The organism is Salegentibacter chungangensis (assembly GCF_042678405.1).
In the GTDB taxonomy this organism is placed as follows: domain Bacteria; phylum Bacteroidota; class Bacteroidia; order Flavobacteriales; family Flavobacteriaceae; genus Salegentibacter_A; species Salegentibacter_A chungangensis.
In genome coordinates, this window is the sequence record NZ_JBHTLI010000002.1 from 342227 (window position 1) to 367274 (window position 25048).

General features: G+C 42.3%; 21 protein-coding genes and 1 tRNA gene. 13 read left to right on the plus strand and 9 right to left on the minus strand.

Features of this window, described 5'->3' with window-relative positions:
* Positions 1 to 2: 2 nt before the first annotated feature.
* The 5 genes from ACFQ3Q_RS12145 to ACFQ3Q_RS12165 all read right to left on the minus strand — a co-directional run bounded on the left by ACFQ3Q_RS12145 (position 3) and on the right by ACFQ3Q_RS12165 (position 4601).
* Positions 3 to 614 (minus strand): hypothetical protein, encoded by a 612-nt coding sequence (locus ACFQ3Q_RS12145; protein ID WP_380746219.1) that lies wholly within the window; start codon positions 612 to 614, stop codon positions 3 to 5.
* 99 nt (positions 615 to 713) lie between these two features.
* Positions 714 to 2678 (minus strand): Sec-dependent nitrous-oxide reductase, encoded by a 1965-nt coding sequence (nosZ, locus tag ACFQ3Q_RS12150; protein ID WP_380746221.1) that lies wholly within the window; start codon positions 2676 to 2678, stop codon positions 714 to 716.
* A gap of 92 nt (positions 2679 to 2770) precedes the next feature.
* Positions 2771 to 3274 (minus strand): c-type cytochrome, encoded by a 504-nt coding sequence (locus ACFQ3Q_RS12155; protein WP_380746223.1) that lies wholly within the window; start codon positions 3272 to 3274, stop codon positions 2771 to 2773.
* Positions 3275 to 3524: 250 nt separating this feature from the next.
* Entirely contained in the window at positions 3525 to 4097 is a 573-nt protein-coding gene (locus ACFQ3Q_RS12160; protein ID WP_380746225.1) for a fasciclin domain-containing protein, read from the minus strand.
* A 6-nt stretch (positions 4098 to 4103) separates the two neighbouring features.
* Positions 4104 to 4601: a c-type cytochrome gene (locus ACFQ3Q_RS12165; RefSeq protein ID WP_380746227.1), complete on the minus strand. Its 498-nt coding sequence runs from the start codon at positions 4599 to 4601 to the stop codon at positions 4104 to 4106.
* A gap of 222 nt (positions 4602 to 4823) precedes the next feature.
* Between ACFQ3Q_RS12165 and ACFQ3Q_RS12170 the strand changes: the two genes are divergently transcribed.
* The 3 genes from ACFQ3Q_RS12170 (at position 4824) to ACFQ3Q_RS12180 (ending at position 7475) form a co-directional block, all read left to right on the plus strand.
* Entirely contained in the window at positions 4824 to 5075 is a 252-nt protein-coding gene (locus ACFQ3Q_RS12170) for a hypothetical protein (RefSeq protein WP_380746229.1), read from the plus strand.
* A gap of 322 nt (positions 5076 to 5397) precedes the next feature.
* Positions 5398 to 6768, plus strand: a complete 1371-nt coding sequence (locus ACFQ3Q_RS12175) for a short-chain fatty acid transporter (RefSeq protein WP_380746231.1) — start codon at positions 5398 to 5400, stop codon at positions 6766 to 6768.
* An 89-nt stretch (positions 6769 to 6857) separates the two neighbouring features.
* On the plus strand, positions 6858 to 7475 hold the full coding sequence (locus tag ACFQ3Q_RS12180; protein WP_380746233.1) for an SOS response-associated peptidase: 618 nt from the start codon (positions 6858 to 6860) through the stop codon (positions 7473 to 7475).
* Between the two features lie 168 nt (positions 7476 to 7643).
* On the opposite strand, the gene ACFQ3Q_RS12185 is transcribed toward ACFQ3Q_RS12180, so the two are convergent.
* A complete protein-coding gene (locus ACFQ3Q_RS12185; protein WP_380746235.1) occupies positions 7644 to 8618 on the minus strand; it encodes a hypothetical protein in 975 nt (324 codons plus the stop codon).
* A gap of 364 nt (positions 8619 to 8982) precedes the next feature.
* Positions 8983 to 9067, minus strand: a tRNA-Ser gene (locus ACFQ3Q_RS12190).
* 190 nt (positions 9068 to 9257) lie between these two features.
* On the opposite strand from ACFQ3Q_RS12190, the gene ACFQ3Q_RS12195 reads away from it, so the two are divergent.
* Both ACFQ3Q_RS12195 and ACFQ3Q_RS12200 read left to right on the plus strand, forming a co-directional pair.
* On the plus strand, positions 9258 to 9962 hold the full coding sequence (locus ACFQ3Q_RS12195) for an SGNH/GDSL hydrolase family protein (protein WP_380746237.1): 705 nt from the start codon (positions 9258 to 9260) through the stop codon (positions 9960 to 9962).
* Positions 9963 to 10022: 60 nt separating this feature from the next.
* Positions 10023 to 11027 (plus strand): M28 family metallopeptidase, encoded by a 1005-nt coding sequence (locus tag ACFQ3Q_RS12200; protein ID WP_380746239.1) that lies wholly within the window; start codon positions 10023 to 10025, stop codon positions 11025 to 11027.
* A 69-nt stretch (positions 11028 to 11096) separates the two neighbouring features.
* On the opposite strand, the gene ACFQ3Q_RS12205 is transcribed toward ACFQ3Q_RS12200, so the two are convergent.
* Positions 11097 to 11738 (minus strand): protein-L-isoaspartate(D-aspartate) O-methyltransferase, encoded by a 642-nt coding sequence (locus ACFQ3Q_RS12205; protein ID WP_380746241.1) that lies wholly within the window; start codon positions 11736 to 11738, stop codon positions 11097 to 11099.
* Between the two features lie 134 nt (positions 11739 to 11872).
* Between ACFQ3Q_RS12205 and ACFQ3Q_RS12210 the strand changes: the two genes are divergently transcribed.
* The 8 genes from ACFQ3Q_RS12210 to miaA are packed head-to-tail and all read left to right on the plus strand — an operon-like array spanning position 11873 to position 20881.
* Positions 11873 to 12838 carry a Gfo/Idh/MocA family protein gene (locus ACFQ3Q_RS12210; RefSeq protein ID WP_380746243.1) on the plus strand — a complete coding sequence of 322 codons (966 nt, stop codon included), beginning with the start codon at positions 11873 to 11875 and terminating at the stop codon, positions 12836 to 12838.
* Positions 12839 to 12854: 16 nt separating this feature from the next.
* Positions 12855 to 13745: a 3-hydroxyacyl-CoA dehydrogenase family protein gene (locus tag ACFQ3Q_RS12215; protein WP_380746245.1), complete on the plus strand. Its 891-nt coding sequence runs from the start codon at positions 12855 to 12857 to the stop codon at positions 13743 to 13745.
* A gap of 59 nt (positions 13746 to 13804) precedes the next feature.
* Complete coding sequence (locus tag ACFQ3Q_RS12220; protein WP_380746247.1) at positions 13805 to 15040, plus strand: DUF1015 domain-containing protein; 1236 nt, start codon at positions 13805 to 13807, stop codon at positions 15038 to 15040.
* A 60-nt stretch (positions 15041 to 15100) separates the two neighbouring features.
* Positions 15101 to 15760, plus strand: a complete 660-nt coding sequence (locus ACFQ3Q_RS12225) for a YggS family pyridoxal phosphate-dependent enzyme (RefSeq protein WP_380746249.1) — start codon at positions 15101 to 15103, stop codon at positions 15758 to 15760.
* A gap of 14 nt (positions 15761 to 15774) precedes the next feature.
* On the plus strand, positions 15775 to 17148 hold the full coding sequence (locus ACFQ3Q_RS12230; RefSeq protein WP_380746251.1) for an exonuclease domain-containing protein: 1374 nt from the start codon (positions 15775 to 15777) through the stop codon (positions 17146 to 17148).
* Positions 17141 to 19114: a hypothetical protein gene (locus tag ACFQ3Q_RS12235; protein ID WP_380746253.1), complete on the plus strand. Its 1974-nt coding sequence runs from the start codon at positions 17141 to 17143 to the stop codon at positions 19112 to 19114. The genes ACFQ3Q_RS12230 and ACFQ3Q_RS12235 overlap by 8 nt, the downstream gene beginning before the upstream one ends.
* Before the next feature lie 26 nt (positions 19115 to 19140).
* Entirely contained in the window at positions 19141 to 19974 is an 834-nt protein-coding gene (locus ACFQ3Q_RS12240; protein WP_380746254.1) for an ion transporter, read from the plus strand.
* On the plus strand, positions 19967 to 20881 hold the full coding sequence (miaA, locus tag ACFQ3Q_RS12245; RefSeq protein WP_380746255.1) for a tRNA (adenosine(37)-N6)-dimethylallyltransferase MiaA: 915 nt from the start codon (positions 19967 to 19969) through the stop codon (positions 20879 to 20881). The genes ACFQ3Q_RS12240 and miaA overlap by 8 nt, the downstream gene beginning before the upstream one ends.
* Here miaA and ACFQ3Q_RS12250 read toward each other — a convergent pair.
* Entirely contained in the window at positions 20871 to 24782 is a 3912-nt protein-coding gene (locus ACFQ3Q_RS12250) for an Ig-like domain-containing protein (protein WP_380746256.1), read from the minus strand. The two genes, miaA and ACFQ3Q_RS12250, sit on opposite strands and share 11 nt — an antisense overlap.
* Between the last annotated feature and the right edge of the window lie 266 nt (positions 24783 to 25048).

Sequence of the window (25048 nt, forward strand, 5' to 3'; positions counted from 1 at the left end):
ATTTAAAAACTTCTTTTTTCCTTTTTACCCAGGAAGAACGCTCCCAGGGTAAGCAGCATCCCTAAAAACATCAGGTATGCTCCGGCCCTCGGATAAGAATGAGCCGTAAAGTTCAATATCTTTTCAGTCCCGAATAAAGGGGGCTTATAGCTTAGGGGGTTCCCGGCTTCATCGGTAAGTTTGATAATCGCTTTAGGATCAAGGTCTGTCCCGTAATCCAGAAGCCAGTTATTAAAATCCATCATTCCCAGGGTTCCTAGGACAAGCATTAGAATAAACCAGCCAAGAAACCAGTACGGGCTTATTTTTCCCAAAAGGCCAAATACGCCAAGAAAAACACCAAGAGCAGCCATTCCCCCAATTACCATAGGAAATATTCTGAATTCCCACATTTCGGCTGGAGTTGGAATCTTTTTCATACCAATATAGTGGTTAACCCCGTCTATATTTTGAATATCAAACTCCTCTTCTCCTTCAATTCCGCTTATATAGATATTCATTCCCATAGGATCCGGATACTGCGGGGCACCAAGTCTTATGTTCCAAAGCGGAAAATAGAAAAGGCCCAGCAACAAAAGGGATCCGATAATCATTAATAGTCCTGACTTTTTCATTTGTAATGTTTTAGAAGAGAAAGCGGGGGCAGTGTTTTGGGGCTCCCCCGCCTTCTCAGTCATCTGAAAACAACCGATTTTCAACTAATTAAATCGTTATTAATCTTCACCTAATCCCCAGGTAAGAGGCACATTGGAGTTTTTAGCTGAAACCCTAACATAACCCTGCATTTCCTGGTGTAATGCTGAACAGAAGTCGGTACAATAGAATGGCCATACCCCTTCTCTCTTAGGTTCCCAGATAAAGGTTTTGGTACCACCAGGCATAATTAACTGTTCTGAAGTGTTAGCTCCTATCATCGCAATCCCGTGTGGTACATCATAGTCCTGCTCAAGGTTGGTCACGTGGAAGTATACTTTATCCCCAACTTTGATACCTTCAATGTTATCTGGCGCAAAGTGACTACGGATCATCGTCATATAAACGTGAACCTCATTACCATTACGTTCTACCCTGGCTTCACTTTCATTCTTGACCGCGTGCTCGTGCTCATTTTCATCAAGCTTGTAGATCTTCTTAGAGTTTTCTTTTACGATACTGGCCTCGATACCGGCAGCATAGTGTGGCTCCCCTACGGTTGGGAAGTCAAGTAAAAGTTCCATTTTCTCTCCCGATATATCATAAAGCTGTGCCGAATGGTTCACTTCAGGTCCTGTTGGAAGATAACGGTCTTTGGTAATCTTGTTCATCGCCACCAGATACTTCCCGAAAGGTTTTCTGGAGTTTCCACCAGGGATCATAAGGTGACCCACAGAATAGTAAGTTGGTTTTCGGTCTACCACTTCCCAGGTATCCAGTTTCCATTTCACCACTTCAGAAGAAATAAAGAATGTTGTATAAGCATTTCCCTTTCCGTCAAACTCGGTATGCAGTGGTCCTAATCCTGCCTGTTTCACACTTCCGGCACGAACGGCTTCAAAATCCAGCACCGGTACTCCGTAAGCTTCTCCGGCATAGTTCTCCTCTTCGATAGCCTTAAGCATCTTAGAGAACGAGTGTATGGTTAGGTCTGCTGAAAGTTTCCCTGCACCCACAATGTACTCTCCGGAAGGATCCACGTCACATCCGTGAGGAGACTTCGGAATCGGAAGAAAATAAATGGCTCCCGGCACATCAGTTGGGTTTACGGAAACCACTTCTTCCTTCATTGTGGTTGTAGCGGTTTGGGTATGCTCATCGAAAACATTGTGCGCATACTTTGCTTTGATCTTCTCTCCCCCACCATTTTTTACATATTCCTCGATCTTTTTCCAGTTGATGGCAGCTATATAATCTTTATCATTTTGAGATGCGTTCACCTCCAGCAAACTGTGAGCTTCTTCAGTATTATAAGTAGTAAAGAAGAACCAGCCGTGAGATTTATTTCTTCCCGGGTGAGAAAGGTCATAGTTAAAACCAGGCATTGCAATCTGGAATTCAATATTCATTCTTCCCGTTTCAGGATGTACAGAAATAAAGGTAAGAGGCCCTTTAAAATTACCCTTCATTTCACTGATAGGCATATCTTTTTGAGGGCTTGGAACAGCAAATCGGGTTCCGGCCACCACATACTCGGTATTTTCGGTCACAAAAGAAGAACTGTGGTTTCCGGCAGAATTCGGAACTTCAATGATCTCTGTGGTCTCAAAAGTAGTTAGGTCTATTCGGGCTATACGAGGAGTATTGTTCTCGTTAATAAAAACCCAGCGCCCGTCAAGCTCCCCCTTGGTTTGTGAAATATCAGGGTGGTGAGAATCTCCCCAGGGAACAAATCCAAAGGAAGTATTTAACATCGCTTTGGTCTCTTCGTTATATCCATAGCCTTTCTCGGCATCCTGTGAGAATACAGGAATCACTTTTAGCAACCGGCCAGATGGCAGCCCATAAACAGAAAGCTGTCCGCTGAAACCTCCGGAGAAAAAACCGTAATATTCATCGTGCTCACCTGGGGCTACATAAACCCGCTCGGCGGCGTTGGCCGCTAAGGCCCCCGACTTTTCTTTTTCGCCTTTTTCTTCTGAGTTACAGGACTGAAGGAACAGACCTAACACAGCAAGAGCGATTAAATGAAGAATTCTTTTCATAAGATTAATATTTATAATTAAAAAGGAGTTAGTGTATATTGGGAGCCAAATTTAGTCTTGAAGAATAAGTTTAAATATGACCGCCGTCATCATTAATTATCATTGCTTCTAAAATATTCCAGAACAGCCCGGGCATCTGCCTCACTAAGGTTCTGATTTGCCATTACCGCCATATTAGATTCTATCACCAATTGCTTTGCAATAGGGTCTTTAGCGATCATCTCTTCAGGATTAAGGATCATATTCATAATCCACTCCGGGGAGCGTCTTTCTGAAACTCCGCTAAGGGCAGGACCAATGAATTTTTTATCCATTTTATGGCAGGCAGAACACATATTTTTAAACACATTCTGGCCGTGAGCTGCCATCTCCTGATCTATGGATTCCGGAACGTCTAAAGATTGAACAGGGCCTATTCCTTTATTAGAAAGATCCTTTGTTTCTGATTTATTCTCTTTTTTTACTTCTTTTTTGGTTTCAATAGAAGAATAGTCTCCTAATTTCATTTCTTCTTTTTCTTTCTTTTCAGAATTACCGCATCCCGTTGCCAGCAGGAGTAAAAAAATTAAGTAGCTACTTTTTATTACACTTTTCATGATTTTTGGATTAAAAATTATAACATGATAAAAGTACCCCATAAGCCGGGGTTGGTTTATGACCTCAGTCATAAGAGAAAAATAATTGAGAAGGTCTTTATTTTAAAGGAACTCCGGTTTTTAATCCAAAAAGGGACACAAGGTAAAAGAGAGGAGTTTTTACAGTCATTAATAAAAAATAGCCGATGTCTCCATCGGCTATTTTACCCTATTACCTATTAAAAAAACCAACTAATAAATACGCATAGGTTTAATTTTCAGGAAGGATCACCTTATCCACTACATGTACAATCCCATTACCGGCCTCTACACTTCCAAGGATCCTGGATCCGCCAATATATACATCTTCACCTTCAACAGTAACTTCTACGCTCTGGTCACTAGCCTGACCCAGTTTCTTGAATTTTTTTAAAAACTCCTTATCATATTTCCCCGGGGTAACGTGATGCTTAAGGATATATGCAAGTTTTTGTTTGTTTTCGGGCTTTAGCAGATCTTCTACCGTGCCTTCAGGAAGGGCAGCAAAAGCCTCGTTTGTAGGTGCAAAGACCATCAGCGGGCCTGCATTCACCAAAGCATTCTCAAGCTCGGCAGCCTGTACTGCAGCTACAAGAGTGGTATGATCTTCCGAGCCAATAGCAATATCGAGAACCGTTGGCCTTGACTCATCATCTTTTATAAAAGCCTGTCCCTGTCTTTCGGTATTAACAGCAGTACCGGTATTTTCTGTAATTGAAGTTTTCTCATTACCCTGGTCTGATTTGCAGGAAGAAAGAACCAGCATAGCGCAAAAAACGAGTAGTAAATAGATTCTTGTTTTCATATTTGGTTAGTTTAAAGTTCTAAAGTATTCGAGCACAGCCCTGGCCTCTTCTTCGGTAAGATTTTGATTGGCCATCACCGCCATATTAGATTCTATTACAAGCTGTTTGGCAATAGGGTCTTTGGCTATCATCTCTTCAGGATTAAGGATCATATTCATAATCCATTCCGGTGAACGTCTCTCGGTTACGCCTTCTATCGCAGGGCCTATAAACTTTTTATCGGTTTTATGACAGGCAGAACACATATTATTGAAAATACTTTTTCCTCTTGCAGCCATATCCTGGTCTACATCATTTGCCAGGTCAATAGATTTAACCGGACCAATCCCTGTATTAGACAGGTCTTTTGTTGCTGCCTTGCTTTCTCCTTCAGCTGCCTTTGATGGTTCTGAAGAATAATCTCCCAGTTTCATTTCTTCTTTCTCTTTCTTCTCAGAGTCACCGCAGGCCACTACGCCCAGAAAAATTACTCCTAAAACAAGGGTCTTTATTAAATTATTCATTGTTTTCAGATTAAAAGTTAGTCAGGATCAAAATTAACCTATCACTTCTTCCCGGTTTATGACCGAAGTCATAAGAATGAAAATTTATGAAGCAGTTTTTCTGCAAAATTGAGGTAAAACTTAACAAACAGGTAAACTTATTGAGGCAGTCTTAATCTCCTATTAACCTGAATACCAAGCCCTGCTCTTAAATTTGCACCCGAATTATAATCTAAAAATGATATGAATTCAGCAGAAAAATTAAAATTGGCGATGGAGACCATAGAGTTTCCTGTGTATTATGACAGTGACGGGCAAAGCGTTCGTGACGCCAATGGAATGATGGTATGTGACATCAGGGGCTGGAGCAAGATCCAGTTTATGACCCAGAGCGAAGACCGCCAGGATGCCATTGGAGCATTGATAGCGAACTTGCTCAACCAATCTGGCCGTAATTTTAACGGAAGTGAGGTATTGAAGTCTATTGCTTCATAAATAAAGGGATCGGGACTTCAAAAAATTCTGTTTCGGTATTTCGGTACAGAATTAACTATTAAAACAAACAACAACTATATTAAAACCGGCCATTGCCGGTTTTTTTTCTTTCCGAAACGCGAACACTGAAATAAAATTATCTGCCGGTTCAAATTCTTGCCGACCCCAAATATGAAAAGCATCATTTTATATTTTTGGTAACCTGAAAGGTCTTTTATATTTAATTCTTTAATATTGTGAAACCTCACCCGCTTCATCTTCAAAGAATCAGGATGATACGGATTGGGGATTCAGGTTTTATAAAAAGAATTATACCGATCATATGAAAGCCTCCCGGTTCATAGAACTTACTTTCAAGAGACTCATCCCCGCCCCTTTTACCCTGGCGGTTTTGCTTACATTTTTAACAATGCTTATCGCCTTTTTCTTTACCGGGGCTTCGGAAGGAAATAAGGCTGTAAACATCCTGAGGTACTGGCAGGAGGGAATGTGGAATCCTGCGCTTCTGGTCTTTGCAGTGCAAATGATGCTTATTCTTGTCCTGGGGCACGTGCTTGTACTAAGCAAACCTATGGCCCGGCTCACCCAGAAACTGACCAACCTGGTAAAGGGAAATGCCAGCGCGGTCATTATGGTTTCGGTTTCCACGATGCTGGTTGCCTTTTTTAACTGGGGCCTGGGGCTCATTTTTGGCGCCATTATGGCCAGAAAAGTAGGGGAAGCAGCACGCGACAGAGGTTTTAGCATTAACTACCCGCTTGTTGGAGCTTCGGGGTATGTGGGCTTAATGGTATGGCACGCAGGAATAAGCGGAAGCGCTCCCCTGAAAGCAGCCGAAAACGGCCATATTCCCGGACTTTTCTCAGAAACCAATAACACAGATCTATTAAACAGACTTCCAAGGTCAATTCCTACGGATACTACCATATTTTCAAGCTGGAATCTCAGCCTTTTCGGGATACTCCTTATCGCAGTTCCTCTGGTTCTGTATTTCGTATCCAAAGCCACGGCAACAGGAAAGGTAGACCTGCCCAAAGAAAAAGAAATGAAGAGAACAGGGCTTATCACCGGTGCCGAAAGGCTGGACCATTCCCGATTACTAAACCTTGTGTTCGGGCTTATCTTACTGTCTGCTTTTTTCGCCAGTTTTTATGACCAGTTACTTATAGGAAATCTGACCCCAAATATGCTCAATTTTTTAATGTTAGGGCTTTGCATCCTGATGCACGGATCCTTCGCTTCATTCCTGAGAGCACTGGATGAAGCTATTGGCGGTGCAGCAGCAATACTTATACAATTTCCGCTCTATTTCGGGATTATGGGGATTATGAAAGAAACAGGTATTGTTGGCGATATTGCGGGATTCTTTTCCAGCATTGCCACAGAGGTAAGCCTTCCGGTTTATACTTTTTTCAGCGCAGGCCTGGTAAACATCTTTGTGCCGAGTGGTGGCGGCCAGTGGGCCATTCAAGGGCCGATAGTACTGGAAAGTGCTACCAAACTTGGTGTTCCGCTAAATAAAGCTATTATGGCCTTCGCCTATGGTGACCAGATCACGAATATGCTTCAGCCCTTCTGGGCGCTGCCTTTACTTGCCATAACAAGATTAAAGGCCAGGGAGATTCTACCGTACACACTCATCCTTATGTTAGTGGGTTCGGTCATTTATATTTCAGGCTTATTGATAATATAGAGGCATCAATTAAAAATTAGGCTAATGGAGCCTCTCCTGCAGAATGAGAATTCAGCAGAAAGCTTTAAATTAATGGAAAATTTTGTCCGATGTGTTATCATACGAAACTCAGTTCCAGGCTGGATGCTATTCAAAGAACATTCAATTCAAAATTTATCGATCCCGGCACTTATAAGCCCAGCGAGGCAATTAACGGCTTCAGCTTTCCCAAAACTCCGGTGATCACCGATGAAAACCGGGGAGAAATAGAAATGTATAACTGGGGGCTGATCCCTTTCTGGGCAAAAGATGATAAGATCAGAAAAATGACCCTGAATGCCAAGATCGAAACCGTAACCGAAAAACCCGCTTACCGGAATTCGGTGAAAAACCGTTGTCTTATTATTGCCGACGGCTACTATGAATGGCAGTGGAAAGATCCTAAAGGAAAGGAAAAACAAAAGTATTTGATAGTTCCTAAAGATCAGGAAATCTTCGCCTTCGCCGGAATTTATTCTTCCTGGACCAACCCGGAAACAGAAGACCTGGTAAACACCTACTCTATTCTTACTACTGAAGCAAACGAATTAATGAGCGAGATCCATAACCATAAAAAACGAATGCCCGTTTTGCTGAAAAAGGCAGACCATTCTAATTGGCTTTCAGGAACCGAAGTTTCAAATTTTGCATTTCCCTATGAAGTGGAGTTGAAAGCGAAGGAGGTTTGAAGTTTGTTTAAAAACTAAAAACCCGCAATTTCATTGCTGTTTTTTGTTAAGCAAAAGGGAAGTTTACAGGCCCATTTATACTTTCTTTACTTATTCATAAAAAGCTGAATAAAGCTCTGTATTTAACGACTAATTCAATTAGCGATTCCTCTTCTAATTGTTTGAATTTTATTTTCCATATTCCCCTTGAGCATAGGAAGCCACTATACTGCTGCTTGGCGACTTTCTGTTATTCGGAAAATCAAAAAAATATATTCCGTTAGGCAAACCGTTTGAAAATGTAATTTTCACCCATCCCCCACTATCGCCACCAAAACCCGAATATCGATAATCTGCTTTTATGGCTAAGGGTCTTCCTTGGTTATCTTCAGATAATATGCTAACTCCATTAATACTTCCCTGCCTGTAGCGATTAAATGCCCAGGTTCTTGCCTGATCAGTCACCAAGTCATCTATTAATCTGTTAAAGTCCTGGGGGCCTGTGGGACCTCCGGACTTCTTCATTGCTGTATATTTACTCTCCCCCGCCATCCGAATCGAGGGCATGTTCAGCGCAAATGCCTTCAGGTTTTCTTCAAATCTTCTCAATCCCGGGCTATCACAAGGGTTTATGCTAAGAATTCGGGACATATCATATAATAATGCTTTAGCCTTATGTAGTTTATCAACCGAATTGCCAATGGCGTTTTGGTCATTCATCGTGGATGATAGTTCTCTTAAAAAATTAACTCCCAAAAAGCTTTCCAACTCCAGCTGGGCCTCATATAAGTCACGACGCGCATATATGTTTGATGGTTCTTTATTCCACTGAACACAGTACCTGTTAATTTCAACTCCATATCCGTTATATTGTACCTTCCACATATCACAAACATCATCCATTATCATTTCCTTGTCAGTTGGCAGGTATTTATCACATCGTTCTCCATAAACCCGAAGGTATTTGGCATAAAGCTGGAAGAATTCCGTGTCATCACGATTCAGTTGAATATTTTCAAAATGCCCTCTGAAGATATTATCTAAAAGCTCCGCATTATAAAGCCCATCGGTATTAAACTCTAAATTTTGTGAATTGATAGTTTTAATCGAGAAAGCTGAAATTACTACTATCCAAATAATTGGTTTAAGTATTAAACGTTTCATCTTTAAAAAATTTTAAAATTCGAATTGGCTTAGGTTTGGAATCGAAAGAGCCTTCTTTTAAGAAGATTTCACATCGATCTTTCTTTACCAGGTATTTTAAAAGGGGATTTAAAGAGGGGATCTTTGCAGGGAATTAGACTATAAATCTAAATAGCAGGGGGCAGAATAAGTAGAAGGGAACACCCTTATTTTTTATAAAACTAAACAGACTCAAGCTACGTTCAATAACTCAATCAAATTAACAGAAAACCTCAATTACGGATTAAACAAGTCTTACCATATCAACTAAAAATATAATGCCTATTGGTAATACTATATATTCAGGAAATAAAAAACCCGCAATAAAAATTGCGGGTTTCTTTTGCGGAGGAAGAGGGATTCGAACCCCCGGAGGTGTGACCCTCAACAGTTTTCAAGACTGCCGCATTCGACCACTCTGCCATTCCTCCAGTAAAGTGCAGATTCCTTAACGCCGTCCCTGCTTAGCGGATGCAAATATAATAAGCTTTTTCAAATACGCACAACTAATTTTAAAAGTTTTTTTCGGCAATTTCCAATTCTTTAAAAATCAGATTCTTTCATTTCTTTTTTATCTTGGCTGTAATTTAATCTGAACACTTATCTTCTTAAATTCTGCTTATGAAAAGTTTCCTTCTGGCCTTCTCCTTCCTTTTTACGATCTTCGGCCTGCGGGCACAAAACAATAAATACAAAGAAATTATGGACCAGGACTGGGCCGAGTTAAAGACCTATCGGGAAGCTAATAAAAAACTTAAAGCTAAAGATATTAAACCGGTTGCGGTATTTATGGGAAACTCCATCACCGAGGGCTGGGTAAATGCAAGCCCCGGTTTCTTCAAAGAAAATAATTATATCGGTCGCGGGATCGGCGGGCAAACGAGTCCGCAGATGCTGCTTCGGTTTATGCAGGATGTAATCGATCTTCAGCCTGAAGTGGTCGTGATCCTGGCCGGCACTAATGATATTGCCGGAAATACCGGCTACGCTTCAGTAGATATGATCACCGACAATATTAAAGCAATGGCCCAGCTGGCCGAAACAAATAACATCGAGGTAGTGCTAAGCTCCATTCTTCCGGTTGCCGACTATCCCTGGAGACCTGGGCTGGAGCCTGTTGAAAAAATTGCGGCTGTTAACACCTGGCTTCGGGAATATGCCCAAATGAATAATTTTATTTACCTGGATTACTTCAGCCATATGAAGAACAGTGAGAATGGAATGAGAGCTGAACTTTCTGAAGACGGCGTACACCCAAATAAAAAAGCCTACAGTTTAATGCAGCCACTGGCTAAGGAGGCCATTGAAAAAGCCCTTAAAAATTAAACCGGTATTGACAGGTGTACTTTAAAACCGCTATCTTGGCAAAACTTAAAAAAGCATAAAATGAAAAAGATATTTATCATCTTTCTCACAGCAGGAATTTTAAGCTGTGGGGCCCATCAGAAAAATCCGGAGAATGCAGATCCTATGGATTATGCCAACAGCATAACTTCTTCCGAATTAAAGGACCACCTTTATATTTTTGCAAGTGACGAATTTGAAGGGCGCGATACAGGAGAACCGGGTCAGAAAAAGGCTGCGGAATATATCGTGAACGAATATCAGAAAACAGGTATTTCTCACCCTGAAGGAATGAGCAATTATTACCAGACCATTCCAAGTGAATATTTCAATGGCAAATTCAATGATACCGAGAATGTACTGGGCTTTATTGAAGGAAGCGAAAAACCTGAGGAAGTGCTTGTAATCTCCTCTCACTATGACCACGTTGGCGTAGATGATGAGGGAAATATTTTTAATGGTGCCGATGACGGCGGCTCAGGTCCCGTAGGGATCCTAGAGATCGCCGAAGCTTTCAAAAAAGCTGTGGAAGATGGTTATACTCCTAAACGCTCCATTCTTTTCCTTCACCTTACAGGAGAAGAAAAAGGACTGCTGGGATCTAAATATTATACCGAAAACCCGGTATTTCCTTTAGCAAATACCGTCGCCAACCTGAATATGGATATGATCGGCAGGATAGACGAAGCTCACGCCGGGAACGATAATTATGTTTACCTGATAGGCAGCGACAAACTAAGTGCTGATCTTCACGAACTTAGCGAAGAAGTGAATGATACCTATATGAAAATGGATCTCGACTACACCTATAACGACCCTGATGATCCTAACCGTTTCTATTACCGAAGCGACCATTACAATTTTGCGAGAAATAACATCCCCGTAATCTTTTACTTTAACGGCGTGCACGATGATTATCACCGTCCGACAGATACTGTTGAAAAGATCAGTTATGAGGCGCTTGCAAAAAGGGCCAAGCTGGTATTCCTTACCGCCTGGGAGATCGTAAACCGTGAGGATAGAATTGTTGTGGACAAAACGCAATAATCATTCAGTCAGAAAAAACAAAAAGCCTGGTGATCACCGGGCTTTTTTAGTTTATAAGTATAGGTTCCCCTAATTTTTATCTTCAAGTAGAGGCACAAACCTGAACTGTCCGAATTCCTTTTTATCAAATTCTTTGGGTGACTTTCTTACAAAAAGGGTCATCGTCTGCACATCCTGTCCCACCGGGATCACCAGCCTTCCTCCTACTTTCAGCTGCCCCAAAAGATCTTTGGGTACCGAAGGTGCTCCGGCAGTCACAATGATCTTATCGAAAGGCGCATATTCCGGAAGGCCTTTATAACCATCACCAAAACTCAGGTATTTTGGCCTGTAGCCTATCTTGGCGAGAAAATTCTTTGTCTTTTTATACAGTTCGCGCTGGCGTTCGATACTGTAGACCTTTGCTCCCAGCTCACAGAGAACTGCGGTCTGGTATCCACTACCCGTCCCGATTTCCAGCACGGTCTCTCCCTTAGCTATCTCTAACAACTCACTTTGAAAAGCCACGGTATAGGGTTGCGAAATAGTCTGATCTGCAGCAATAGGAAATGCCTTATCCTGGTAGGCGTGATCTTCAAAGCTGCTGTCCATAAACAAATGCCGTGGAATCTTACCAATGGCATCCAAAACCTTTCGGTCGGTGATCCCCTTTTTCATCACGGTCTTCACCAGCTGCTGTCTCTTCCCCTTATGTCTGTATGTATCCTTCAACTAGATTGCAATTTTTTCAGGTCATAAAAATAGGGAAAGATGGGTATTGCCCCCAAGTAAAAGCGGCCGGATTATAACAGAAACTTATAAACTATTTACAATCAAAATGCTATTTTTGTGAAAAATGCAAAAATATGCTCAAAGCAGGGGTACTGGGTGCAGGACACTTAGGAAAGATCCATTTAAAACTTTTACAGCAATCTGAAGAATATGAGCTCATAGGTTTCTATGATGCCAATGATGAAAACGCGGAAAAGGTCTCGAAGGAATTCGGGTATAAGAAATATTCGAATCTGGACGAGCTCATTGAAGCCGCCGATGTGATAGATGTGGTAACCCCTACCCTTTCTCACTTTGAAGTTGCCAAAAAGGTGATCACCAAAGGCAAGCATCTCTTTATCGAAAAACCTATCACCAGCACTTTTGAAGAAGCCGAAGAACTTATCGCTCTTGCCGAAAAGCACGAGGTAAAAGGCCAGGTTGGTCACGTAGAACGCTTTAACCCGGCTTTCAGGGCTGTGGTCTCCCGAATAGAAAACCCGATGTTCATCGAAGCCCACCGCCTTGCGGAATTCAATCCGCGGGGAACCGATGTGCCGGTTGTTCTGGACCTGATGATCCACGATATAGACGCGATACTAAGCGTGGTGAAATCTGATGTAAAAAGCATCAACGCCAGCGGCGTTTCAGTTATCAGTGAAACCCCCGACATTGCCAACGCCCGCATAGAATTCGAGAATGGCTGTGTGGCAAACCTTACCGCCAGCAGGATTTCGCTCAAGAATATGAGAAAATCGAGATTCTTCCAGCGGGATGCCTATATTTCGGTAGATTTTCTGGAGAAAAAATGCGAGGTGGTGAAGATGAAAGACGCACCAAAAGAACCGGATGATTTTGCGATGATCCTTCAGAATGCGGAAGGCGTCAAAAAGCAGATCTATTTTGACAATCCCGATGTGACCCTGAACAATGCGATCCTGGACGAACTTGAAACTTTCGCCCAAGCCATAAATAATGACACTACCCCGATAGTAACCCTTGAACAGGGAGCAAAGGCCCTGCAGGTTGCCAATCAGGTAATAGCAAATTTCAGCAACTAATCTAAAAACATAAATGATGAAGAATATAGCAGTAATAGGAGCCGGAACTATGGGGAACGGAATCGCCCATACTTTCGCTCAGTTTGGTCATAAGGTTAACCTTATCGACATTTCAAAAGAAAGCCTTGAAAAAGGAATGGGAACCATCTCCAAGAACCTGGACAGGATGGTTGCCAAGGAGAAGATCTCTGAAGCCGACAAGGAAGCAACCCTGAACAATATTACTACGCATATCGACATCCCTTCAGGTGTAAAAGATGTTGATCTTGTGGTGGAAGCAGCTACCGAAAATGAAGACCTGAAGCTTAAGATCTTCAGGCAACTGGACGAGAACTGTTCAAAAGACACCATTCTTGCCTCCAATACCTCATCTATCAGCATCACCCAGATCGCTTCAGTGGTTTCAAACCCTGAGCGCGTTATCGGGATGCACTTTATGAACCCTGTGCCGGTAATGAAACTGGTAGAGATCATAAGAGGTTACAATACCAGTGATGCGATTACCAAAACCATTATGGAACTTTCCGAAGAACTGAACAAAGTTCCGGTGGAAGTGAACGATTACCCGGGCTTTGTAGCCAACCGTATCCTAATGCCAATGATCAATGAGGCGATCGAAACCCTATATAACGGCGTGGCCGGAGTTTACGAAATAGACACCGTAATGAAACTGGGAATGGCTCATCCAATGGGACCACTTCAACTGGCAGATTTCATTGGTCTTGACGTTTGTCACTCCATCCTTGAAGTGATGTATGACGGCTTTAAGAATCCAAAATACGCCCCTTGCCCGTTACTTACCAATATGGTGCGTGCAGGAAAAATGGGTGTGAAGTCGGGCGAAGGCTTTTATGATTATTCAGAAAGCAGAAAGGCCGAGAAAGTTTCAGAACAATTTAACTCATAAATAGTATCCGGGCTTACGGAGCAGGTCTTCGATAGCCCGGTTTTATCAATTCCTTCAATTTGGCAGAAATCCAAGCTTTTAAAGCGGTACGTCCCGAGCGGGCCAAAGCAGGTCTGGTGGCTTCGCGGTCTTATGAAGATTACAGCGAGGGAGAACTTACCGCGCAACTTGAGTACAACCCGTATTCGTTCTTACACATTATCAACCCCGGTTATAAGTTTCAGCACAGGATAAAGGGCGAGCAGCGCTTCCAGATGGTAAAGAACCGCTACCTGGAGTTCAGGGAAGAGAACATCTTTATCCAGGATGAAAAGCCCTGCTTTTATATCTACCGAATAGAGACCAGGGAGAATTCCTATTGCGGGATCATTGCCGCTGCCAGTGCCGAGGATTATGAAAAGAATGTCATTAAAAGGCACGAAGACACTATCGCGCACCGCGAGATCCTTTTTAAGGATTACCTGAAAGTGGTCGGGTTCAATACCGAACCGGTATTGCTCACCTACAAGGATAATTCGGTGATCAATAATCTGATGGCAGAGGTTCAGGGAGACCGGCCTGAATATGAATTTGCCACCTATAATAAAGAGACCCATAAGCTCTGGAAGATCGAAAACGCTAAAGTGATTGAACAGATAAAGGCAGAATTCGGTAAAATGGACTGCCTTTATATTGCCGACGGACATCACCGTTGTGCTTCCTCCTACTTACTCGCGGAAGAAAGCAAGAAAAATAACCCGGAGCATACCGGAAAGGAGCCCTATAACTTCTTTATGAGCTACCTGATCTCAGAAAGCAACCTGAAGATCTACGAGTTCAGCCGGCTTATCACCGACCTCAACGGGCACAGCAAGGAGGAGTTCCTGATCCTGCTGGATGAATGGTTCAGGATAGAAAATCGCGGGTATGATGCCTATACCCCATCAAAAAAGCATCATTTCAATATGTATCTTGACGGGGAATTCTATTCGCTGTATCTTAGAAAGACCAATTACGAGTTTACCGATTCTTTAAGTAAATTAGATCCTTACATTCTTTACCAGAAGATCCTGAAGCCCGTTTTAGGCATCGAAGACCTGAGAAATGACAAAAGGATCTCTTATGTTCACGGAAAGAATGACCTTATCGAGATCAAGACCAGGATCGACAAAGGAGAATTTGCGGTTGGCTTCGGAATGCTGCCATTAGGCATAGAGGAGATCAAACAGATCGCTGAAGAAAATTTGACGATGCCCCCAAAAAGTACTTATATTGAACCTAAGCTGCGAAGCGGCCTTACGATATATGAATTTTAGAAAATAATACAGAAGCTAAGGCGAACTGAGCAATTCATATAAATTCATAAAAGAAATATTATGAACATTTCAGAGAATATAAAGAAATATAAAGCCGAATTACCTGAAGGCGTCAAACTGGTCGCTATTTCCAAGACCAAGCCCAAAAGCGACATTCTTGAGGCGTATGAAGCCGGCCAGCGCATTTTTGGAGAGAACAAGATCCAGGAGATGACCGATAAATGGGAGGACCTGCCCAAGGACATCGAATGGCATATGGTTGGCCATGTTCAGCGTAACAAGGTGAAATATATGGCTCCCTATGTTGGCCTGATTCATGCAGTGGACAGCCTGAAGTTATTAAAGGAAATAAATAAGCAAGCCAAAAAGAACGAAAGAAGCATCAAATGCCTGCTGCAAATCAAGATCGCAGAAGAGGATTCGAAGTTTGGAATTTCGGCCGATGAAGCCGAAGAGATCCTGAAATCTGAAGCTTATGCTAAAATGGAAAATACCGAGATCATCGGGCTGATGGGAATGGCCACTTTCACCGATGATGAAAAACAGGTGAAATCTGAATTCGATTATCTTAAAAAAGTGTTTGATGGTTTTGCTGAAAAATACCCGGCTATAAAAGAACTGTCGATGGGAATGAGCGGCGATTATAAGATCGCAGTAAAATCGGGCAGTACTATGGTCAGGATTGGCAGCAGTATTTTTGGGGAACGTAATTATAATTAGAAGGAGAAGATTTTTTGTACGCAATAGTTGACATAGAAACCACGGGTGGCAAGTATAATGAAGAAGGAATAACCGAGATCGCCATTTATAAGTATGACGGGCACAAGGTGGTAGACCAGTTTATAAGCCTGGTTAACCCCGAGCAGCCTATCCAGCCGTTTGTAGTTGGGCTTACGGGGATCAATAACGAGATGCTTCGCAATGCCCCGAAATTCTACGAAGTCGCCAAACGCATTGTGGAGATCACCACAGATTGTGTGCTGGTGGCCCACAACGCAAAATTCGATTACAGGATCCTGAGAACGGAATTCAGGCGACTGGGCTTCGATTTTGAAAGGCGCTCCCTCTGCACGGTGGAGCTTTCGAAAAAACTGATTCCGGGCCAGCAATCCTACAGCCTTGGAAAACTTGTACGTGCCCTGGGGATTCCTCTTAGCGACAGGCACCGTGCCAGCGGAGATGCCCAGGCAACGGTAAAGCTTTTTAAAATGCTGATGGATAAAGATGTGGAAAAAGACATCTTAAAAGATATGGTTCGGGCAGAACCCAAAAAAAGCCTGGACACAAAACTGGTCTATATACTGGAAGAACTCCCCAGTATTACCGGGGTCTACTATCTGCACAACGAGAACAGTGATATCATCTATATCGGGAAAAGCAAGAATATCAAGAAAAGGGTGAACCAGCATTTCACCAACGATCACCCAAAGGCAAGGCAAATGCAAAAGGAAGTGGCTTCGGTTTCCTATGAAGCTACCGGGAATGAACTGATCGCCCTGCTGAAGGAAAACCAGGAAATTAAACAGAATAAGCCCAAATATAACCGTGCCTTAAAAAGAGATATTTTCAGCCACGCTTTATATCAGTTTACCGATGAAAAAGGCTATATCAATCTGAAGATAGGAAAAGCGCATCCGCGAAAGAAGAATATCACCACTTTCAATAATTTAAGGTCGGGAAAGAACATCCTGGCAAAATGGGTGGAAGATTACCAGCTTTGCGAGCGACTGGCGGGACTTGACGGCACTTCGGGAAGCTGCTTCAGCTATACTATTAAAAGCTGCCACGGGGCCTGTATAGAGAAGGAGTCGCCTGAAGAATATAATGAAAGAGTTCAGCAGCTCATCGACAGTCATTCTTATGACAACCAGCATATGCTGGTGATTGATCGCGGGAGAGAGATTGACGAGAAAAGTGCCCTGCTCATTGAAGAAGGAGAGTTTAAAGGAGTAGGTTATTTTAATTTAAATCACCAGATAAACCATATAGACATTATCCGCTCTATTATCACCCCTATGGATAACAACCGGGATGCCCAGCATATTATCCAGTCTTATCTGAGAAAAAATAAAAAACTGAAAATAATCCAACTCTCTCTGAATGAATAGATTTTTACTATTTCTGGCTTTAAGCTTTACGGCCGGAACCATTGCCATCGCCCAGGAATATAATACTGAAAGTTCTGAAGTAACCAAAGCCGACCTTAGCCTTAACAGCTTTCCGCAGGATTCCACCGCCAATGCCTTTTATATTTACGAGGAAGGTTACAGCCAGTTTGAAGACGGCGGAGATTATAACCTTCTCACCAATTATGTCGCCAAGATCAAGATCCTGAACAAGGATGGCTACGATCATTCTGTCATCAAAATAAGATTAGGCAAGAATGAAGACCGGAAAGAGAAGATACACGATCTAAAAGCCTATACCTATCACCTGCAAAATGACCAGATCTACAGCCGGAGACTCGAACCCAGTAAGATCTATACTGAGGAAAATGAACACGCCGATTATGTGAGCTTCACTTTTCCCGATGTCAAGCCCAGTTCGGTATTGGTATATTCTTACCAAAAGGAGTCCCCTTTTTATTTTGACCTGGAGACCTGGTGGTTTCAGGAAGACATTCCGAAGCTGCACAGTGAATTCACCACAAAGCTGCCCACCAATTACAATTACAACATCAGGATCATCGGGAATCTCCCTTTGGACAAGAACGAAAGTGAACTTATAGAAAAATGTTCCTTTAAATCTATCCTTGACGAGCCCGGGTATTGCGTGCTTTCTGAATATGAAATGAACGATATCCCGGCATTTATCGAGGAAGAGTATATGACCTCGAAATATAATTACATCTCCCGGCTCGATTTTGAATTAAAGGAGTATGCGAGACTGGACGGCTATGTACAGAAATTCACCAAGGCCTGGGAAGATGTAGATAAGGAGATAAAAGACGATAAGAGCATCGGTAAACAACTGAAGCGCACCAGCCAGGTGGATGATGTGCTCCCGGAAGCTATTAAGGCTAAACCCAACAACCTGGAAAAAGCCAGGGAGATCTACAGGTTTGTGCGCGACAACTATCAATGGAATGGAGATTATGCACTTTTCAGGGATATGAACCTTAAGGATGTTATAAGAGACAAAGCCGGAAACATTTCAGGCATCAACATCCTCTTACACAACCTATTAAAAGAGGAAGGCTTTGATGTTCTGGCTGTTTTAGGTTCCACAAGGAATAACGGGTTTCTCACCAAACTGTACCCCATTTTAAGTGAATTTAATTACCTGATGGTGCAGTTAAAACAGGATGACAAAGAATATCTTTTGGATGCCACCGATAAATTTCTGGATTTCGGTATTATCCCTTTCAAAGCGCTTAACCAGCACGCCCGCTTAATGGATTTCGAGAACGGAAGCAGCTGGATAACCCTAGAACCTTCTACCTACTCCAGTATCTCTTTTATAGACCAACTTACACTGAATCCCGACGGAACGGCCCAGGGCAAGTCAGACCAGGTCTATACCGGGTACCAGGCTGTTGATGCGAGAAAATTCCTGGAGAAGGAAAGGCATAACGGAAGCAATAGTGCTATCGCCATATCTGCCGATTATACTAGTACCCTTTCCACCGCTTATGAAAATGAAGACGAGCCTTCAAAAAAATTCAGGGCGACCAAGGAACTGAAAAATACCTCCCAGAAGATAAACGACCAGATCTACCTTAACCCCTTCAGTTATAAATTCATAGAAGACAACCCCTTTAAACTGGCAGAACGCAATTATCCTATAGATTTCGGCTATAAAAAAGTGTTTAACTACAGAGTGGAAATCGAAATCCCGGAAAATTACAGCATTGTGGAAATACCGAAGCAAAAGATCATCAGCTTACCCGAAAACGGCGGGAGAATTCAGTTTTTAGCAGAACAAACCGCAGACAATAGGGTTAAGGTTCAGTTTAGGGTTGCCTTATTAAAGTCCTTATATATAGCCGGATTTTATCCTTACCTTAAAGAGTTTTATAACACCATTATCGATATTCAAAACCAATCGCTCTTGGTAATCAGAGAAAATAGTTAAATTTGGGATATCCCTAATTCAGGCGCTTGGAAAAAACACCAAAAACACAACCCGACTGGAAATCCAAACTTCATGAGATCATTTATGAAGCAGACACTCCTGCGGGTAAGTTATTCGATATTGTATTGCTCATCATCATCCTTCTGAGCATTGTCCTGGTGATGCTGGAAAGCGTCGCTTCATTATACTCAAAATATCATGATACATTTTATATCGCTGAATGGGTGATCACCATCATATTCAGTATAGAATATATACTGCGTATCATCAGCATTAACAGGCCCAGGCACTATATCTTCAGTTTCTATGGGATCATAGATTTTCTCTCAACCATTCCCAGCTACCTCACTTTCTTTATGGGGGGCTTCAACTTCCTGTTTTCGGTAAGAGCCTTAAGGCTGTTAAGGATTTTCCGTATTCTGAAGATCAGTCGTTATGTGGGAGAGTCCAATAAACTGGTGGGCGCTCTTAAGAACAGCAAGGCTAAGATCTTTGTTTTTCTTTTTGCGGTATTGGTAATTACGGTTATTATGGGAACGGTAATGTATATGATAGAAGGTCCTGAACACGGTTTCACCAGTATCCCGTTGAGTATTTACTGGTGTATCGTTACCCTAACTACCGTTGGTTTTGGAGATATACATCCTGTAACTCCTCTGGGTCAGTTCGTGGCTTCTATTATTATGATCATTGGTTACGGTGTAATTGCCGTTCCTACGGGAATAGTCAGCGCAGAATACTCCAAAAGTATGCAGCCAAAGCCGGCAACAAACACTCAGGTTTGTCCCAATTGCGCTGAAGACAAACATCCAGATAAGGCCCAATACTGTCATAAATGCGGATATAAGCTCAATGACTAAGAAGAAGTACCTCATAAACCTGGTTGGCCCCACTGCCATAGGCAAAACGGCAATGGGTATTAAACTGGCCAATCATTATAATACCGAGATCATTTCAGCAGATTCAAGACAGTTTTTTAAAGAAATGAAGATCGGAACCGCTGTTCCCTCAGATGAAGAACTGGCAGCTGCACCTCATCATTTTATTCAGCATATTTCTGTGGAAGATGATTATTCGGTTGGGGATTTTGAGAAAGAAGCCCTGGCCAAAATAGAGGAGCTGTTTCAAACTAAGGATGTGGTAATTATGCTTGGAGGCAGTGGCCTTTATGTAAAAAGCGTAATCGAAGGCCTGGATTATTTCCCGGAGGTAGACCCGCAAATCAGGAAAGACCTGAATGAAATCCTGGAAAAAGAAGGGTTGGAAAAACTACAGGAAGAGCTTAAAGGTTCCGATCCTGAATATTACGCCAAGGCCGATATTGAAAATCCTCACCGGATCATCCGTGCGCTCGAAATATGCAGAGGCACCGGGAAACCTTACTCCTCTTTCCTGAACAGGGATAAAGAAAGCAGGACTTTTGAAAGCATAAGCATTGGACTCACCGCCGACCGTGAGATCATTTACGACCGAATAAACAGACGGGTCGATCTGATGATGGAAGAAGGCCTGGAAAAGGAAGCTGAAAGACTTTTTGAGAAAAGACACCTAAACGCACTGAACACTGTGGGCTACAAAGAACTCTTCAGTTATATAAATGGACAAATAGGTCTTGAAGAAGCGGTGTCAGAGATCAAAAAAAATACCCGCAGATTTGCCAAGCGACAGCTAACCTGGTTTAGAAAAGACAAAAGCATTAAATGGTTCGATTATAAGACTCCTGCTTCAGAAATAGCAGATTACCTTGACAAAGAGATCAATTATTGATGATAAGCCTCTCAGTCTTTCGCCCTTCACTGGTATACAGCCTAAGAAAATAAACTGCATCTCTCACATTCAGTAATTTCAGGTTGTAGCTGGTTTCCTCTCCCGAAAAAACAACCTCTTTAATGAACCTTCCACGGGCATCGTAGATCATAACCCTGTAAATGGTAAGATCGTCTGGGGCTGCAATAGAAAACTCTCCCTTGGTAGGATTAGGGTACAAAAACACATACTCCACTTCGGTCTCTTCTGCATCACAAACCCCGGGGTTAGGGCTAACAAAAACAGTTGTTGTTGAGAAAGTCGAATTTCCACTTTCATCTGTAACAGTTACCTCAACCTGGTTACTTCCAACATCCTCACAACTAAAATTTGTTTTACTAAAGCTGAAGTTAAGGTTCGTACTACAATTATCGGTACTTCCGGCGTTAACATATGCCGAAGTAAGCCTGGCACTTCCAGATTCATCAAGCTCCAATTGAGCCCCCTTCAGGTTAACAACCGGGTCTATATTGTCTTCTATAATAAGCTTAACCTCACAACTGCCGCCAACATTTGATCCCGAATAAGACAGGGTTACCGTATTCTCCCCGAGGTCTGAACAGTCAAAACTGCTCTTGCTTAGGCTAAATTCCGCATCTCCGGGATTTCCGGTATATAAATCGGAAACATTTAAAACTGCTTCTCCATTTTCATCGAGCTGAAGACTGTAATCCTCAACGCAATTAATTTCAGGATCAGGATCGTAAGCCCTGACGGTTAAAGTAACTGCACAAACTGTAGTTTGCCCGGCCAGATCTGCAACACTAAAGGTAAGTTCATTCTCACCGATATCATCTGTAGTAAATTCTGTTTGGCTCAGCCTTATTTCAGCTATTCCACAATTATCATAGGAGCCGCCATCCAGTTCGCTTGCATTAACACTAAGCTCTCCATTTTCATCTAACCAAACCTCTTTGTCTTGGCATACTGCCACTGGACCCTGGTTATCGACCACAGTGACTGTAAACCTGCATTCCTCCGTATTCGCCTGGCCGTCTCTCGCTTCAAAGACAATTTCTGTTTCCCCGACGGGAAAAAGGCTTCCTGAAGCCGGTCCTGAAGTTTGAATTACTTCTACTTCCCCATTTTCGTCGGTAGCGGTTGGTTTTTCAAAGTTTACGGTAGCCCCGCATTCCCCCGGATCATTATCCATTTCCATATCTACCGGACAGTCCTGAAACTCAGGTCCGGTTTCTTCCGCGGTAACGGTGATCGTCACGGTAGCTCCGTTCGAATCTTCCTGGCCGTCATTGGCCACATAGCTAAATTCATCAGTCCCGCTAAATCCGGAATCTGGAATGTACTCAAAAGAGCCATCAGGATTTAGGGTCAGGGTGCCGTCGGTTACGTCTGCTATAAGCTCAGCAGTGAGATCATCGCCATCCTGATCGGTATCATTGACAAGAACACCTTCCGCCGCGTTTTTAGTCAGGGTTTGGTCCTGGTTGGTCTGATAAGAATCATTCTGTGCTACGGGAGCAGTATTTTCAGGCTCCACGGCATTAACTGTGATCGTCACGGTAGCTACATTCGAATCTTCCTGCCCGTCATTGGCTACATAGGTAAATTCATCAGTTCCCGTAAATCCGGCATCTGGAATGTACTCAAAAGACCCGTCAGGATTTAGGGTCAGGGTGCCGTCGGTTACATCTGCTATAAGCTCAGCAGTGAGATCATCGCCATCCTGATCGGTATCATTCATAAGAACTCCTTCCGCCGCGTTTTTAGTCAGGGTTTGGTCCTGGTTGGTCTGATAAGAATCATCCTGTGCTACGGGAGCAGTATTTTCAGGCTCCACGGCATTAACGGTGATCGTCACGGTAGCTACATTCGAATCTTTCTGCCCGTCCTTGGCTACATAGGTAAATTCATCGGTCCCCGTAAATCCGGAATCTGGAATGTACTCAAAAGACCCGTCAGGATTTAGGGTCAGGGTCCCGTCGGTTACGTCTGCTATAAGCTCAGCAGTGAGATCATCGCCATCCTCATCGGTATCATTGACAAGAACTCCTTCCGCCACAGTTTTAGCCAGTGTTTGGCCCTGGTTGGTCTGATAAGAATCATTCTGTGCTACGGGAGCAGTATTTTCAGGCTCCACGGCATTAACTGTGATCGTCACGGTAGCTACATTCGAATCTTCCTGCCCGTCATTGGCTACATAGGTAAATTCATCAGTTCCCGTAAATCCGGCATCTGGAATGTACTCAAAAGAGCCATCAGGATTTAGGGTCAGGGTCCCGTCGGTTACGTCTGCTATAAGCTCAGCAGTGAGATCATCGCCATCCTGATCGGTATCATTGACAAGAACACCTTCCGCCGCAGTTTTAGTCAGGGTTTGATCCTGGTCGGTTTGATAAGAATCATCCTGTGCTTCTGGAGCTGTATTTTGACTAGCGGCTTCATAAACGATCTCAAAATGATCATTGGCCGGCGGTGCACATTTGAAAAGGTCGGCATCCTGAAGATCCACTTCTATCAGGCCTTCAGATTGAGGCACTAATTCTGCTGAAAAAATATCATTTCGAGTAAAGGTTTTAAGCTGAAAGTTAAAGTTGACATTTACGCTTAAAGGAATGGTACCATATTCCTCCAAGTAAGTAGTTTCTACCCCTTCTCCGCTTAATTCCAGATTATTTACCAAAATATTTCCGCAATAATCCAATTCTAAATCTATTGGGAGATTCAGTCCTCCATTAAATTCAGTCACATATTGAAATCCATTATTAGAATCATATACATTTATGGAATAGGATTTATTAGAAATCTCATCATAAGATTCTATAAAATCCATCGGGTTTTGAAAGATTCCGCTGAAAGAGATATCATCTTCATAGTCTATGACATATATGTATCCAAAATCATCCACCACTATACTTCCGGGTGAACCTATATTGTCATCCTCCCCTTTTATGGAATGAATTAAGGTATAAGAAGAGCCGTTGAATTCATAAACCTGGATTCTGCCTTTACCGTCTTCCCCTGCATCGCTTATATATACCCTTTCCTTTTTATCTACGGCCAGCCTGTATGGAGACCTTAGAGTTTCTGCCAAATTCTTTGGAGGGAATTCATAAGTTATGTTTCCATTAGAATCAAAAACCACTACTCTTTCACTAGTTTGCGAAGAAGATCCTGTATAGGCTATAGTGGTATACAAGTTTCCAACTTCATCAGTCACCACTCCTGTAGGTCCGAAATCTTCACTTGCATCACTATCTAAAGGCTGAAGTGTTCCACTAGATAATAAATTATTGTCATACACCCTTATGACCTGTGCATCTTTATCTGCTATATATGTTTCTTGATTTGCGGTTGGCAAGCTTGCCTCTATATCTAATGGAGACTCCATATTGGAACCATCTATACCCTGAACTTGATTTTTTGAACCATCAGTCAGATCTAAAATTTCTACACCATTATTGAATTTTAAAAAAATTATTTCAGTATCACTTAATTGGGAAATGGATACCACCGCATCACCAAGTTGCTCTTTAAAAAACTCCCCTATTCGATCCTTGTTATCGAGAAAATCAAAAAGGCCTAAACGTAACTCGAAGTATTTTAGATCATAAACATCATCAGATAAAGAATAATTTGGATCTTCCCTTACAAGGTTTTGTAATTCCCCGTTTGTAACCTGAAAATCTGATACATTCAGAACATCTACTCCATCCTCAAACTTTATATTAATAGGAATCGGGTCAGCCGAAGTAGGGTCGGGTTCAGGACTTGTGATTTCTACCCCATTCTGGGCAAGACCTTTTACTGGAAAGAAAAAAAAGAGTACCATCACCAGTAAAAAAACTCCTGCCGGTTTGTTCTTTATAAACATCGGTATGCTCCAGTTATAGCGGTTTCCCATTAAAGATTCAGTTCACAGTATGCGATAAAGATACGTATTAGACCAACAAGTGCTCCCCGCGAATTGTTAAGTTCTATCTAATATAGTCTAAACGGAAGTTATAGAATGATGCCTTAAACTTCCAAAAATGAAAAGTCAATCAATTATTATACAGGCAGATATGAAGAAAATAATTCCTGCAGTATGGATGTGAAGATTTAGTCAGACTTTACCGTTTCAAACCCTGTAGAAAAGATTTGAAACGGAAGTCTCACTAAGAAACTGAA